Annotated in this window: 18 protein-coding genes; 8 read left to right on the top strand and 10 right to left on the bottom strand. The window is 66.6% G+C overall.

Annotated features, from left to right (window positions below; translation table 11 throughout):
* Positions 1–350 precede the first annotated feature (350 nt).
* The 4 genes from AC2VOK_RS01030 to AC2VOK_RS01015 all read right to left on the bottom strand — a co-directional run bounded on the left by AC2VOK_RS01030 (position 351) and on the right by AC2VOK_RS01015 (position 2,411).
* Positions 351–896 carry a hypothetical protein gene (locus AC2VOK_RS01030; RefSeq protein WP_428898817.1) on the bottom strand — a complete coding sequence of 182 codons (546 nt, stop codon included), beginning with the start codon at positions 894–896 and terminating at the stop codon, positions 351–353.
* A gap of 97 nt (positions 897–993) precedes the next feature.
* A complete protein-coding gene (locus tag AC2VOK_RS01025; protein ID WP_428898816.1) occupies positions 994–1,209 on the bottom strand; it encodes a hypothetical protein in 216 nt (71 codons plus the stop codon).
* Positions 1,206–1,859 carry a hypothetical protein gene (locus AC2VOK_RS01020; protein ID WP_428898815.1) on the bottom strand — a complete coding sequence of 218 codons (654 nt, stop codon included), beginning with the start codon at positions 1,857–1,859 and terminating at the stop codon, positions 1,206–1,208. Before AC2VOK_RS01020 ends, AC2VOK_RS01025 begins: the two co-directional genes overlap by 4 nt.
* 159 nt (positions 1,860–2,018) lie before the next feature.
* Complete coding sequence (locus AC2VOK_RS01015) at positions 2,019–2,411, bottom strand: DUF952 domain-containing protein (RefSeq protein ID WP_428898814.1); 393 nt, start codon at positions 2,409–2,411, stop codon at positions 2,019–2,021.
* A 134-nt stretch (positions 2,412–2,545) separates the two neighbouring features.
* On the opposite strand from AC2VOK_RS01015, the gene AC2VOK_RS01010 reads away from it, so the two are divergent.
* On the top strand, positions 2,546–2,728 hold the full coding sequence (locus AC2VOK_RS01010) for a DUF7455 domain-containing protein (RefSeq protein ID WP_428898813.1): 183 nt from the start codon (positions 2,546–2,548) through the stop codon (positions 2,726–2,728).
* A gap of 66 nt (positions 2,729–2,794) precedes the next feature.
* Complete coding sequence (locus tag AC2VOK_RS01005; protein ID WP_428898812.1) at positions 2,795–3,781, top strand: YihY/virulence factor BrkB family protein; 987 nt, start codon at positions 2,795–2,797, stop codon at positions 3,779–3,781.
* On the opposite strand, the gene AC2VOK_RS01000 is transcribed toward AC2VOK_RS01005, so the two are convergent.
* Positions 3,782–4,021, bottom strand: a complete 240-nt coding sequence (locus tag AC2VOK_RS01000) for a DUF3039 domain-containing protein (RefSeq protein ID WP_428898818.1) — start codon at positions 4,019–4,021, stop codon at positions 3,782–3,784.
* 103 nt (positions 4,022–4,124) lie between these two features.
* On the opposite strand from AC2VOK_RS01000, the gene AC2VOK_RS00995 reads away from it, so the two are divergent.
* The 3 genes from AC2VOK_RS00995 (at position 4,125) to AC2VOK_RS00985 (ending at position 6,524) form a co-directional block, all read left to right on the top strand.
* On the top strand, positions 4,125–4,553 hold the full coding sequence (locus AC2VOK_RS00995; RefSeq protein ID WP_428898811.1) for a DUF3099 domain-containing protein: 429 nt from the start codon (positions 4,125–4,127) through the stop codon (positions 4,551–4,553).
* A gap of 121 nt (positions 4,554–4,674) precedes the next feature.
* Positions 4,675–5,679, top strand: a complete 1,005-nt coding sequence (gene sigB, locus AC2VOK_RS00990) for a sigma-70 family RNA polymerase sigma factor SigB (protein ID WP_428898810.1) — start codon at positions 4,675–4,677, stop codon at positions 5,677–5,679.
* A gap of 155 nt (positions 5,680–5,834) precedes the next feature.
* Positions 5,835–6,524, top strand: a complete 690-nt coding sequence (locus AC2VOK_RS00985; protein WP_428898809.1) for an iron-dependent transcriptional repressor DtxR — start codon at positions 5,835–5,837, stop codon at positions 6,522–6,524.
* Position 6,525: 1 nt separating this feature from the next.
* On the opposite strand, the gene AC2VOK_RS00980 is transcribed toward AC2VOK_RS00985, so the two are convergent.
* The gene (locus AC2VOK_RS00980) at positions 6,526–7,584 is read right to left on the bottom strand and encodes a DUF4192 domain-containing protein (RefSeq protein ID WP_428898808.1); all 1,059 of its coding nucleotides are present in this window, start codon (positions 7,582–7,584) and stop codon (positions 6,526–6,528) included.
* 113 nt (positions 7,585–7,697) lie between these two features.
* On the opposite strand from AC2VOK_RS00980, the gene sthA reads away from it, so the two are divergent.
* Positions 7,698–9,113 carry a Si-specific NAD(P)(+) transhydrogenase gene (sthA, locus tag AC2VOK_RS00975; RefSeq protein WP_428898807.1) on the top strand — a complete coding sequence of 472 codons (1,416 nt, stop codon included), beginning with the start codon at positions 7,698–7,700 and terminating at the stop codon, positions 9,111–9,113.
* 13 nt (positions 9,114–9,126) lie between these two features.
* Here the strand turns inward: sthA and AC2VOK_RS00970 are convergent, their stop codons facing one another.
* Positions 9,127–9,948 carry a trypsin-like serine peptidase gene (locus tag AC2VOK_RS00970; protein ID WP_428898806.1) on the bottom strand — a complete coding sequence of 274 codons (822 nt, stop codon included), beginning with the start codon at positions 9,946–9,948 and terminating at the stop codon, positions 9,127–9,129.
* A 219-nt stretch (positions 9,949–10,167) separates the two neighbouring features.
* On the opposite strand from AC2VOK_RS00970, the gene AC2VOK_RS00965 reads away from it, so the two are divergent.
* Positions 10,168–11,142, top strand: coding sequence for a proteasome assembly chaperone family protein (locus AC2VOK_RS00965; protein ID WP_428898805.1), 975 nt, complete (start codon positions 10,168–10,170; stop codon positions 11,140–11,142).
* A 77-nt stretch (positions 11,143–11,219) separates the two neighbouring features.
* Positions 11,220–12,251, top strand: a complete 1,032-nt coding sequence (locus tag AC2VOK_RS00960; RefSeq protein ID WP_428898804.1) for an alpha/beta fold hydrolase — start codon at positions 11,220–11,222, stop codon at positions 12,249–12,251.
* Positions 12,252–12,316: 65 nt separating this feature from the next.
* Here AC2VOK_RS00960 and AC2VOK_RS00955 read toward each other — a convergent pair whose 3' ends face one another.
* From AC2VOK_RS00955 to AC2VOK_RS00945, 3 genes are all read right to left on the bottom strand, one after another.
* Positions 12,317–12,802 (bottom strand): peroxynitrite isomerase, encoded by a 486-nt coding sequence (locus AC2VOK_RS00955; RefSeq protein ID WP_428898803.1) that lies wholly within the window; start codon positions 12,800–12,802, stop codon positions 12,317–12,319.
* Between the two features lie 43 nt (positions 12,803–12,845).
* Positions 12,846–13,304 carry a transcriptional regulator NrdR gene (gene nrdR / locus AC2VOK_RS00950; protein WP_421528481.1) on the bottom strand — a complete coding sequence of 153 codons (459 nt, stop codon included), beginning with the start codon at positions 13,302–13,304 and terminating at the stop codon, positions 12,846–12,848.
* A 115-nt stretch (positions 13,305–13,419) separates the two neighbouring features.
* Positions 13,420–13,658: LysM peptidoglycan-binding domain-containing protein (locus tag AC2VOK_RS00945; protein ID WP_428898802.1), on the bottom strand; the 239-nt coding region annotated here is incomplete at its 5' end.

Below are 13,658 nucleotides of genomic sequence, written 5' to 3'. Positions count from 1 at the left end.
CCCGTTTCGGTCGTAGCCGCTCCCGCTCAACCCACCACGTACAGCAAACTATGCCGGGCATCCCACCAGCGCAAACCCTCCCGCAGCTACCCCCCCCCTCGAAAAAATCAGGGGGGAGGGGGGGTGTGGCGACCGCCGCCCTGGACACCTTTTTTTACACGGGCCCAAAAAATCTGGCGTGCCTGCTCATGCCGCGTGGGAAATCCCCTGGTCAGAGCGGGAATTCCGGTGCCTGCTCATGCCGCGTAGGGGGGATTTCCCTTCGGGGCGACCTCTTTTGTGGGGGTGTTGCCGGGGGGTTGTTTGGGGGGTGTCCGCGCGCTGTCCGGGACAGTGGTTCAGCCGCGCCATTAGCTGCTCGGTCGGCTCTGGGTGGCGCAGTAGTTCGGATCGTAGGCCGGCCCGAACGGGTCGCAGCTGTAGCCGCCGCCGGGTGACTCGTCGGCGCAGACCGTCGGGTCAAACAGCGGTGAGGCGGGATCGCACCACTGGACGGGGCCCGCGTGGGCGGGCGGGCTGACAGCGACCATGGCGGGGGACAGCGTGCAGCCGATGACTGCGGCGGCGATGAACGTGCGGATCATGGTGTGTCCTCCTTGGCTGTGTCTGCAGTGTGCTCCCGGGGGCCGACAACTTGTCCACCGACTGCGGCGCTCGCGGGGGGCTCGTAGGCATTGCTTCGCGTGCATGTAGTTCTCGGGTAGCGGCGGCAACTGCTGCTCGGCGATGATCAACTCCTCGGCAAGCGCGTCCTCGTCCACCTCGGCGTCGACCGGATCGTCACGTTGTCCATTTGGATAACCTGATGCGATCTCACGCTGCACTGTCCCGTATCCGAGACCTGTTGCGCTGGCGATCGCCGGAATGCTCAGTCCCGACTCCCGTAGTGATGCCACGACTTCGGCGCGTTCCTCACGCGGGAGGCGCCAACGGGGCGTGCTCGAATCGAGGGAGAGCAGGCACGCCCCGTGACACCCCGTTTCAGATGCAGGATCACACCAGCCCGGCTCCGGTGTCCTCGCGGACGAGCCGCAGCACGGGTGCCCCGTTCACGGCCGCGACCCGGGCGTGCGCTGGCTCAAGCACCGCAGCCAACGACATCAACTCAGACATGGTGAGGTCGTCCAGCCTGACCACGGTGGTGATGTATTCAATCCTCGCCAGGTAGCGCTCATACCGAGCGGTGGTGGTGCCGCCCGTTCTGGTCACTGCTCGGCCCCCTCGAGCTCGTCGGCCGCGTCCAGCAGCTCCCTGGCGACCCGGCGCACCGCGGCGGGGTTGAGCAGATGAATCTCGCCGTTGAGCATGATGTAGCGCTCCGCGCCGTCGCTGTCCTCATCAGTGCAGACGTCGATTCGCACATCGGCCGCCCCGGTGACCATCGCTGGAATCACACGCGCGGTGTCGCGGTGGTGACGGTAGTCGGCCAGCTCCTTAACTTCGACGGCTGCCGCCGTCAGCGCGGCGCCTAATGCGCGGGCCTGCTCGACCGTGAGCGGATTGTCGGGGTCGATGTCGCGCACCCGCACCCGGGGGCTGCCGACGCGGCCGTCTTCCCATTGCGTGCCCTCGATGGTGACCTCGATGTCGCGGTCCCGGTTGTCGAGATGCACGACGCGGGTGGTGCCGTCGAAGTAGCGGACCCACTCAGCGAGGCCGGTCGTGGTCGGAGCCTCCCAGGGCAGCAGATGAACCGCGCCAGGAGGTGCGGGGACAGGCCGCGTTTCGGTGTCGGTGCTTCGTTGCGGCTCGGGGCAGTCGGGCGTGTGACGGCCGATGCCGTCACAGCATGCGCGGGTGGTGGAGTCGACTGGGTGCGCGCTGCGGTCGGTGGCGGCTTGGTCGGTTGTGGTGGGCATGGTTGCCTCTCTCTCGGATAAGAGAGCATCGCCAATCCAAGATATTCGCAGGTCTCACGCTCAGGCGTGACCGGCATAATCCCTGGTCACGTACAGCGCTAACCGGACCCTAGTGCGCGACTACCTGGACTGACATTGTGTCCGGCGCCGCCCGCCGAGTCACGCCTGCGCGGACCAGCCGAGCCCCGGCACCTCGGCGATCGGGGGGAAGGCGCCGTCGCGTCCCGGGCGGTAGTCCGTGACACGCATTACCGCCCGCAAAGGAAGCGGACCGTACAAATGCGGGAACACCATGGCCGTCGGATCCGTTGACACACCGGGCTCCCAACGAACAGGCGAATCCAGCAGCCCCGCGTCGATGTGCAGCATGAGCAAGTCGGAACGACCGCGGTAGAGGCGGTTTGCCGGTAGATGTACCTGCTGCGGAGTCGACAAGTGGATGAAACCGGCACCCGCGTCGGTGCTTTGCGGCAGGATCGCTCCCTCTTGGCAGGCGCGGGACCACTCGTCGGCACCGCACAAGTGGACCAGTGCGTCAGAAGTGAAGGTCACGGAAGGACACCTTAAAGAGCCTTCCCGGAATGCGTGGGGAACGGGTGAGAAACGACACACCCTGTAACGATCGGTGAACAACACGAAAATCCCCTACGTCTGAGACAGTAGAGAAACGCCAGAACGGAGAAGCCATGAACGCAACTCTGACCAGTCCATTGACCAGAGCTGACCGCTGTGACCGCTGCGGCGCCGCAGCCCGCGTCCGTGCCACGCTGCCTTCCGGAGCAGAACTCCTGTTCTGCCAGCACCACGCCAACGAGCATGAATCGAAACTGGTCGAGTTGGCCGCCGTGCTGGAGTTCAGCGAAAGCTAGCCCAACGTCGACTCGCCTGCGTCGAATGTGGGCCGCGGGCGCAGTTTTCGGTAATGCTGGACTTGTATGAGTGATCAGGTCCCTAAACCGTCCCGCCACCACGTCTGGCGAATCTCTCGGAGAACTGTCGCGAAGAGTTGGGAAGATTCCATCTTTTCCGAGTCCGCGCAGGCCGGCTTCTGGTCGGCGCTGTCCCTACCGCCGCTGCTGCTGGGAATGCTGGGCAGTCTGGCGTACGTCGCGCCTCTGTTCGGCCCGGACATGCTGCCCAGCATCGAGCGGCAGGTGATCACGACGGCCCACACCGTCTTCTCCCGCAGCGTGGTCAACGAGATCATCGAACCCACCATGCGCGACATCACCAACGGCGCGCGGGGAGAGGTGGTGTCGCTGGGTTTCGTGATCTCCCTGTGGGCGGGCTCCTCGGCGATCTCGGCGTTCGTCGATTCCGTGGTAGAAGCCCATGGCCAGACGCCGTTGCGCCACCCGGTGCGCCAGCGCTTCTTCGCACTGTTCCTGTACCTGATGATGCTCGTGGTCGTTGTGTCGACGGCGCCGCTACTGGTGGTGGGACCGCGCAAGATCGGAGAACACATCCCGGTCACCCTGGCCAACACGTTGCGTTTCGGCTACTACCCGGCGCTCGTGCTCGCGCTCATGGTCGGGATCATGATCTTGTACCGGGTGGCGCTGCCGGTGCCGCTGCCGTCGCACCGGCTGATCCTGGGAGCGGGACTGGCCACTGCGGTGTTCGTGATCGCCACCCTGGGCCTGCGGATCTACCTGAGTTGGATCACCCGCACCGGATACACCTACGGCGCGCTGTCCACGCCTATCGCGTTTCTGCTGTTCGCCTTTTTCGGCGGTTTCGCAATCATGTTCGGCGCCGAACTCAATGCCGCCGTCCAAGAGGAGTTCCCGGCACCCGAGACGCATGCCCACCGGCTGCGCACTTGGCTGATGTCACGCATGCGTGCACTGAAGTCGGCGGATTCGCCTGCGCACCCGACGGTGCCGAAGCGCGACGTCGCTACGGTCGAACCGCCGGCATGATCAGCTTTTCTTGAGCTGCTCGTAGATTTTCTTGCAGTCCGGGCACACCGGCGACCCTGGTTTGGCCGCCCGCGTCACCGGAAAAACCTCGCCGCACAAGGCGACCACATGACTGCCCATCACGGCGCTCTCGGCGATCTTGTCCTTCTTGACGTAGTGAAAGTACCGGGGAGTGTCACCCCCGGTCCCGTCGTCGACGCGTTCGTCGGTCTCGGTACGTTCGATCGTCTGCGTATCCATGACTGACGTCTCCATGACTGACATCTCCATGACTGACATCTCCATGACTGACATTGTGCACTCCCGGTGGCCTGGAGAAACCGGCCGAGCCGGAATCGGCGACATGTGGGACAGTGGAGGAATGAAGCGCGGCTCCGATCCGGGGTCCGGAGACAGGTTTGATGACGAGGGCCGGCCCATCCTCATCACCGCCGCCGCACCCTCCTACGACGAACAGCACCGCGCGCGGGTGCGTAAGTATCTGGCGCTGATGGCTTTCCGGATACCGGCGCTGATCCTGGCCGCCGTCGCCTACGGCGCCTGGCACAACGGCCTGATCTCGCTGGCGATCGTGGCGGTATCGTTGCCGCTGCCGTGGATGGCTGTGTTGATCGCCAACGACCGCCCCCCACGGCGCCGCGACGAGCCCCGGCGGTTCGACGCCGCCCCGCCGCGCACGCCGCTGTTCCCGACTGCGGAGCGTCCCGCTCTCGAACCACGGCGCGACCCGCAGCCGCAGCCCGGTTCACACAGCGCGCACTGGCACAGCTGACACGCGTCTTCCGGGTGCGTCGCCGCCTGCCGCACTTCTCAGGACTTTCTCAGGTCGAAGGCGCATTTCTGCACGTCATCGCGTGTGAGATCACAGATCGCCGGGAACTCTCCAACCCTGTGTGTCGTTAACCCATACGACAGCTCAAGCCGATCAGGAGGTCGCTATGGCGAACGCCACCCCCAGCAGGATCGAAGGCGATCTAGATGCTCAAAGTCCCGCAGCTGACCTGGTGCGCGTCTATCTGAACGGCATCGGCAAGACCGCGTTGCTGAACGCGGCGGACGAAGTTGAACTGGCCAAGCGCATCGAAGCCGGCCTTTACGCCGAGCACCTGCTGGAGACCCGTAAGCGCCTCGGCGAGAACCGCAAACGCGACTTGGCGGCCGTCGTGCGTGACGGCCAGGCGGCGCGCCGGCACCTGCTGGAAGCGAACCTGCGGCTGGTGGTGTCACTGGCCAAGCGCTACACGGGCCGGGGCATGCCCTTGCTCGACCTGATCCAGGAAGGCAACCTGGGCCTGATCCGGGCGATGGAGAAGTTCGACTATGCCAAGGGATTCAAGTTCTCCACGTATGCCACCTGGTGGATCCGCCAGGCCATCACCCGTGGCATGGCCGACCAGAGCCGGACCATCCGCCTGCCGGTTCACTTGGTCGAGCAGGTCAACAAGCTGGCTCGGATCAAGCGGGAGATGCACCAGAACCTGGGACGCGAGGCCAGCGACGAGGAGCTCGCCGCTGAATCGGGCATCCCGGTCGAGAAGATCAACGACCTGCTCGAGCACAGCCGCGACCCGGTGAGCCTGGACATGCCGGTTGGCTCCGAGGAAGAGGCGCCGCTGGGCGACTTCATCGAGGACGCCGAAGCGATGTCCGCGGAGAACGCGGTGATCGCCGAGTTGCTGCACACCGACATCCGCAGTGTTTTGTCCACCCTCGACGAGCGTGAGCATCAGGTCATCAGACTGCGGTTCGGTCTCGATGACGGCCAACCACGCACCCTGGACCAGATTGGCAAACTGTTCGGTCTTTCCCGCGAACGGGTTCGCCAGATCGAGCGTGACGTGATGTCGAAGCTGCGTAACGGCGAACGCGCCGACCGCCTCCGGTCGTACGCGAGCTGACGTCGCCGGCACGTTGCCGGTCGACGCCACCACCAGAGCCGGGTAGCAGAGCAGTAGGCCCGCCGCGTGTGCAGTCGCCATACTGGTCGCCGGGGAAGCGTTGCACCCATTCGCGCAGCCGGCCCAGTAGACTCGGCGTCATTGGAGGGTGCTGAATGAACGACCTGGTTGATACCACCGAGATGTACCTGCGGACCATCTATGACCTCGAGGAAGAGGGAGTCACTCCCCTTCGTGCCAGGATCGCCGAACGCCTCGATCAGAGCGGCCCGACCGTCAGCCAGACCGTTTCCCGCATGGAACGCGACGGCCTACTCCACGTCGCCGGCGACCGCCACCTGGAGCTCACCGACAAGGGCCGCGCCCTGGCCGTTTCGGTGATGCGTAAGCACCGGCTCGCCGAACGTCTGCTCGTCGACGTCATCGGATTGCCGTGGGAAGAAGTGCACGCCGAGGCATGCCGCTGGGAGCACGTGATGAGCGAGGACGTCGAACGGCGGTTGGTGAAAGTGCTCAACCACCCGACCACCTCACCGTTCGGCAACCCCATTCCGGGTCTTCTGGATCTGGGCGTGGGTTCGGGCTTCAGCGCCGAGGAGGCCAACCTGGTCCGCTTGACCGAGCTGCCCGGAGGGTCGCCGGTGGCGGTGGTGGTGCGCCAGCTGACCGAGCACGTGCAAGGCGACATCGATTTGATCAGCCGGCTGAAGGACGCCGGCGTCGTGCCCAACGCCCGGGTGATCGTCGAGAACGGCCAGGCCGGGGTGGCCATCGTGATACCCGGTCACGAGAACGTCACCCTGCCTCACGAAATGGCGCACGCGGTCAAGGTCGAGAAAGTCTGAGCTACCCTGCGCACCGGCCGAACGGCCGGCGTGGCGGCAGCCGCACACCGAGGCGCTCGGCCAGACGGTAACCGGTGAGCGCGAGTTCCCGGATGCGCTCGGGCCGAACCCCGGACTGCAACGCCGTGTCCAACATCCCCGCCATCCGGTGCTCGGGATCGCATCGCAGCGCGGCCTCCAGCGACACGCCCGCGAGCGGCCCGTCACCGCGGGCGTAGGCGCTGAACGCGAGCAACACGAGCGCTTCGACGCGCCACGGCGGCGGCAACGTGCGGGCCAGCAGCGCCCACAACGACTCCGCCTCCCCGGCGCGCTCGCCGACCGCCAGCGCGTACAGCGGGTCACGCACCTGCACGTCGGTCAGCGCGCAGCCCAGCCGCGCCAACGCGGTATCGGGCAGCGGACGGCCGTCGGCGACTCGGGCGGCGGCGGCCAACGCGCATTCCACGTCCTGGCGGCTGAGGCCGGTCGGATCGCCGCGATGCGCCACTTCTCGGGAAACGGCCTCCCGGCCGAGCAGTTCGGCCAACGCACCGGTGTGCTGCGGGTCCTTGATGGCGATGACGGCCTGCAGGTCGGCGCGCCGCGGATAAAGCCGCCGCCCGTCGAGCACGGCGGCCGCGGCCAGCGGGGATGCCGACGGATCGTCGACGGCACCGCCCGCACCGCAGCCGTCGACGCAGTGCCAGCGCCCGCCCGCGGCCACCCGGTCAACGACGTGCGCGGCCCACAGCTCAATGTTGTGTTCCGACAACGCTTCTGTGAGTGCCGCGCACAGGCGCCGGTAATCCTCGTTGCATCCCGGACAACGAGCGCCGGCCTCGGCCACGACGACTGCGATCGCGGCCTCGGGTTCGGCCGCGGCCGCGACTTCGGCCAGGTGCGCGATCCGGTCGGCGAGCTTCTCGGTGAGGTCGACCCGCAGCACCGACCCCAGTTGGCCGCCGTCGAGCGACACCAGTACGAGTGAATTCTCCGGAACGAAGCCGAGCACGGCCGGCAGTGCCGCGATCAGTGCCCCGGGGCGACTCAGTTCGAAATCCGCGTGATTCGTCGTCATGAGTCTCAACGCTGACGGTCCCCACCGTCAGCCGGTGCGCGCGCGGACCGGCGCAGCGTTCATCCTGTGCATGGAGTCGGCACTGTGGGTGGCGCTGTTCTAGTGTCTAGCCCATGGCGTCCACGCGCGAGTACGACATGGTGGTCATCGGTTCGGGTCCCGGCGGGCAGAAGGCCGCCATCGCCTCAGCCAAGCTGGGTAAGTCGGTCGCGGTGATCGAACGGGGCCGCATGCTCGGCGGGGTATGCGTCAACACCGGGACAATCCCGTCAAAAACGTTGCGCGAGGCGGTGCTGTACCTCACCGGAATGAACCAGCGCGAACTGTACGGTGCGAGCTACCGCGTCAAGGACCGGATCACCCCGGCCGACCTGCTGGCACGCACCCAGCACGTGATCGGCAAGGAGGTCGACGTGGTGCGCGACCAGTTGATGCGCAACCGCATCGACCTGCTGGTCGGCCACGCCCGGTTCGTCGACCCGCACACCGTTCTCGTCGATGATCACGCCCGCCGCGAAAAGACCACGATCACAGGCGATTACGTCGTCATCGCCACGGGCACCCGGCCGGCGCGACCTTCGGGGGTCGAGTTCGACGAGGATCGGGTGCTCGACTCCGACGGGATACTCGACCTCAAGTCGCTGCCCGCCTCGATGGTCGTGGTGGGTGCGGGGGTGATAGGCATCGAGTACGCCTCGATGTTCGCCGCCCTGGGCACCAAGGTCACCGTCGTGGAGAAGCGGGACGACATGCTCGACTTCTGCGACCCCGAGATCATCGAGGCGCTCAAATTCCACCTGCGCGACCTTGCGGTGACATTCCGGTTCGGCGAGGAGGTGACCGCGGTCGACGTCGGTTCGGCGGGCACGATCACCACACTGGCCAGCGGCAAGCAGATCCCCGCCGAAACGGTCATGTACTCCGCCGGACGCCAGGGGCAGACCGACCACCTCGATCTGCACAACGCCGGCATCGAAGTGGAAAGCCGTGGGCGGATTCTCGTCGACGACATGTTCCGGACCAAGGTGCCCCACATCTACGCCGTCGGCGACGTCATCGGGTTCCCCGCGCTGGCCGCCACGTCCATGGAACAGGGCAGGCTGGCCGCCTACCACGCCTTCGGTGAGCCGGCGGAGGGGCTGACCGAACTGCAGCCGATCGGCATCTATTCGATTCCCGAGGTGTCCTACGTGGGGGCCACCGAGATCGAGCTCACCAAGAACGCAATCCCCTACGAGGTCGGGGTGGCCCGGTACCGTGAGCTGGCGCGCGGGCAGATCGCCGGCGACTCCTACGGGATGCTCAAACTGCTGGTGTCCACCGAGGACCTCACGCTGCTCGGGGTGCACATCTTCGGCACCAGCGCCACCGAGATGGTGCACATCGGGCAGGCCGTGATGGGCTGCGGCGGAACCGTGGAGTACCTGGTCGACGCGGTGTTCAACTACCCCACATTCTCCGAGGCCTATAAGATCGCCGCGCTCGACGTGATGAACAAGGTGCGGGCGCTCAACCAATTCCGCCGCTGATCGGGCCGTCGCGCTAGCAGGAGTCGGCCACACCGTTCGGGACGGTATCGCCGGGACCGCCGGCTTCGGCGCGAGCCAGCAGTTGGGCGACATGCTGGTCGAACGGCGCCGAGTACGAGACGTCCTCGGCGCACCCACCGCTTTCCAAGCCACCGGTGAGCCCGGTGATCGTCGTGCCACTGACCCACGGTCCGCCGCTGGTGCCGGCGACCAGACCTTCGCACACCACCGACGGGTAACCACTCTCGCTGACCTGGGTGCTGGTCTGACAGCCCACCGGCGTACCGCCGATCCCGGACGGGTACCCCAGCACCGTGACGTCGCTGCCGGGTGCGGGCATCTGACCCAGTTTCAGCGCCAGACCGACATGCGACTCGACCGACCCGCCGCCACCCTGATTTCTGACCCTCATGACCGCATAGTCGGCGCGCGGGTCCTTGGCGGCGGTCCAGCGCGGGTCGAGATAGACGGTATCGGCTGTCCAGAGGTCGCTGGGCGCGGCGTCGCCGGCGAATCCGGGCGCAAAGGTGATCTGCGAACCGCCGGCCAGGCAGTGCGCCGCGGTCATCACCAGGTCCCCGTCCGCCGAGTGCACCACCGATCCCGTGCACACGTGCAAGGTGCCGCCGTCGAGGAAGATCGGCCCCACGCGCATGTCCGGGTCCACCGGCGCGGCGAGTGCCGCGCGTGTGGGCTTGGTGAGCCGTTCCACGGGCTCGCTGGCCCGCTGCGACGGAACGCGCGGGGCCGAGACATGCTCGGCGGGCCGGCCGCAGGACGTCGACAGCATGGCCAGGCCGACCACCGAACAGAGCACTCCTCGGGAGATTCGCATCGGCTCCCATCATGCCCGACCGGCGCCCGGCGGTCAGATCGCGCCGGGCCCGGGGATGAGGCCGACGCGTTTTCGCGTTCGAACAGACAGACGCACACACGTGCCCTGTTCAATAACCCTGTTCCGCCATTGGTGCCCCGTGAGTGGGGGGACACGAGAGGATGTGGGGGACACTACAGGGAGCGCTGCTCAAGCAGCTCCCGAAAGGAGGCAACCCGGATGGCACACCGCCACGACCCGGACGACGAGTACTACCAGCCCGAACAGTCGGGCATGTACGAGCTCGAGTTCCCGGCGCCGCAGTTGCTGACGTCCGACGGCCGGGGACCTGTTCTGGTACACGCGTTGCAGGGCTTCTCCGACGCCGGTCACGCGATACGGCTGGCGTCCACCCACCTCAAGGCGGCCCTGGACACCGAACTGGTCGCATCCTTCGCGATCGACGAACTGCTGGACTACCGCTCGCGGCGCCCGCTGATGACCTTCAAAACCGATCACTTCACCAACTATGACGACCCGGAGTTGAGCTTGTACGCGCTGCGCGACTGCGTCGGCACGCCGTTTCTGTTGCTAGCCGGCATGGAGCCGGACCTGAAATGGGAGCGTTTCATCACCGCGGTGCGCATGCTCGCCGAAAGGCTGGGCGTACGGCGGACCATCGGCCTGGGCACCGTCCCCATGGCGGTTCCGCACACCCGCCCGATCACGCTGACCGCGCATTCCAACAACGGAGAGCTGATCGCCGATTTCCAACCGTGGATCGCCGAGATCCAGGTCCCGGGCAGTGCGTCCAACCTGCTCGAGTACCGGATGGCCCAGCACGGCCACGAGGTGGTCGGCTTCACCGTGCACGTCCCGCACTACCTGACGCAGACGGACTACCCCGCAGCGGCACAGGTGCTGCTTGAGCAGGTGGCCAAGAGCGGGTCGCTGGAACTGCCGCTCTCGGCGCTGTCGGAGGCGGCGGGAGAAATCCGCGCCAAGATCGACGAGCAGGTCCAGGCGAGCGCGGAAGTGGCTCAAGTGGTGGCCGCACTCGAGCGCCAGTACGATGCCTTCATCGACGCACAGGAGAACAGATCGTTACTGGCTCGCGACGAAGAGCTGCCCAGCGGCGAGGAGATCGGCGCGGAGTTCGAGCGATTTTTGGCCCAGCAGGCCGAGAAGAAGTACGACGACGACGACACGGCATGAGCGCCTTCGAGTGACGCGAAACGCCACCACGGCCCCATAACAAGGCCCCACAACAAGGCCCCACAACAAGGGTGGAGATGACCGAGCGGCAGCGCAGGAGCAATCTTCGCTCGGTGCGGGAAGTGCGGACACCGAGGCTGGAGTTCCGCACGATTCATGGGTACCGCAGGGCCTACCGCATCGCGGGCTCGGGGCCGGCGGTCCTGCTGGTCCACGGCATCGGTGACAACTCCACAACCTGGAACACCGTGCAGGCCAAGCTGGCTCAGCGATTCACCGTCATCGCCCCTGATCTACTGGGGCACGGGCAATCCGACAAGCCGCGCGCCGACTACTCCATCGCCGCGTACGCCAACGGCATACGCGACCTGCTCAGTGTGCTCGACATCGAGCGGGTGACCATCATCGGCCATTCCCTCGGTGGCGGGGTCGCGATGCAATTCGCCTACCAGTTCCCGCATTTGGTGGAGCGCCTCATTCTTGTGGCAGCCGGCGGCGTCACCAAGGATGTCAATCTCGTATTGCGGTGCGCGTCGCTGCCGATGGGCAGCGAAGCACTCGCGCTGCTGCGGCTGCCCCTGGTACTGCCGGCGGTGCAGGTCGTCGGCCGCGTGCTGGGCGCGGCCTTCGGGAACACCGGCTTGGGCCGGGACCTGCCCAGCGTGCTGCGAATCCTCGACGACCTCCCGGAGCCCACCGCCTCGGCGGCGTTCAGTCGGACCCTGCGCGCGGTGGTGGATTGGCGCGGCCAGATCGTCACCATGCTGGACCGGTGCTATCTGACCGAAGCCATCCCCGTCCAGATAATTTGGGGCGCAAAAGATGTCGTCGTTCCCGTGCGCCATGCGCGGATGGCGCACGCGGCTATGCCGGGCTCGCGGCTGGAGATCTTCGAGGGTTCCGGACACTTCACGTTTCACGACGACCCGGCCCGCTTCATCGACGTCGTGCAGCACTTCATCGACACCACCGAACCCGGCGAATACGACCAAGCCGCCCTTCGCCAACTGCTCCGCTCCGGCGGTGGGGAGAAGGCGGTCACCGGTCCGGCCCACACCCGCGTAGCGGTGCTGAACGCCATGGGCAACGACGAACGCAGCGCGACCTGATCCTCAGACCGAACGAAAGGGGCCCATGACCCTCGGCGGCCGCCGCCGATGGCAACGGCGAATGTTCAGTCTTTCCGGTGCAGCACCGCGGCCAGATGATGCTGCAAGGGTTGCCCGACGGCACCCATCTGCACCGAGTACGACAACTCATTGCCGTCGATGCGGAAGGAGCGGCCGAGCTCAGTCACCTCTTTGGCGGTCGGGGACAGCCCGATCGACATGGCGGACAACACGAATTCGATCACGCCGCCGCGTGCGGAATACGTGCCCACTTCGATTTCCGTGACGCCGGTCGGGTGTGCCAGAACAAGCTCGATGTGGCCCGGTCGCGGCACGCGAAGGTAACCCGTCTCACTGTGTAAGGGCCTGCCGTCAGCCACCGCCCCGGTCTTCTGCGCGTACGCCAGAAATGGCTTCCCCACATGGGAGAACACGACTTCCTCGAAATATTCGAAGGGCTCGATCGTCGGGTACTCGCCCGCCCCCCGACCAGCCCAGCTGCCGAGCAGCGGTGCGAAGGCCTCGAGATCGGGATGCAACTCAGGGACCATGGCAGCTACCCTAACGCGGGTCTCCGGGGCCGGCTCGCCAGCTCTAGGTCGGCACCTTGCGCTGCGCGCGCAGCAGCTCGATCTCACGCTCGAAATCTTCCGCGGACTCGAAGGACCGGTAGACCGACGCAAACCGTAGGTACGCCACTTCGTCGAGTTGGCGCAACGGTCCCAGGATGGCCAGGCCGACCTCGTGGCTGGGGACCTCCGGGGACCCCGCCGCGCGTACGGTTTCTTCCACCTGCTGAGCCAGAAGGTTGAGCGCGTCGTCGTCGACCTGCCGACCCTGACACGCCCTGCGTACCCCGCTGACCACTTTCTCCCTACTGAACGCCTCGGTGACGCCGCTGCGCTTGACCACGGCCAGCACCGCCGTCTCGACCGTGGTGAAACGCCGTCCACACTCGGGACACGACCGGCGTCGACGAATGGCCTGACCCTCGTCGGTTTCCCGCGAATCGATCACCCGGGAATCGGGGTGACGGCAGAACGGACAGTGCATGACCGCTCCTTCGCCGCGCTCCCGGACATCGCAGAACACCCAGATCGTACCCGCGCGGGCTGCCCGCAGGGCGATCCCAGCCGTACAGCGACGCCGTACTGCGGCAGGGACGCGGTCAGCCCACCGGCGCGATCAGCGGCTGACCCGCGACCAGCGCCGGAGAGCTCAGGTCGTTGAGTGCGCGGATGCGTTCGGCCACCTGGCGAACCGGTGCGTCCGGCGCCACCCGGTGTGCGACGTCTTGCAGCGACTCCCCCGGTTCGACCCGGACGACGGCGAGCCTGTCGGGCACCGGGGCCGCCGAACCCGCGGAGTCGCCGTTGACGGCCTGCCCCACATCGGCGATGAGCCCGA

The sequence above is a fragment of the Mycobacterium sp. TH-M116 genome (assembly GCF_057473685.1).
This window is presented reverse-complemented; position numbering and strand designations above follow the sequence as displayed.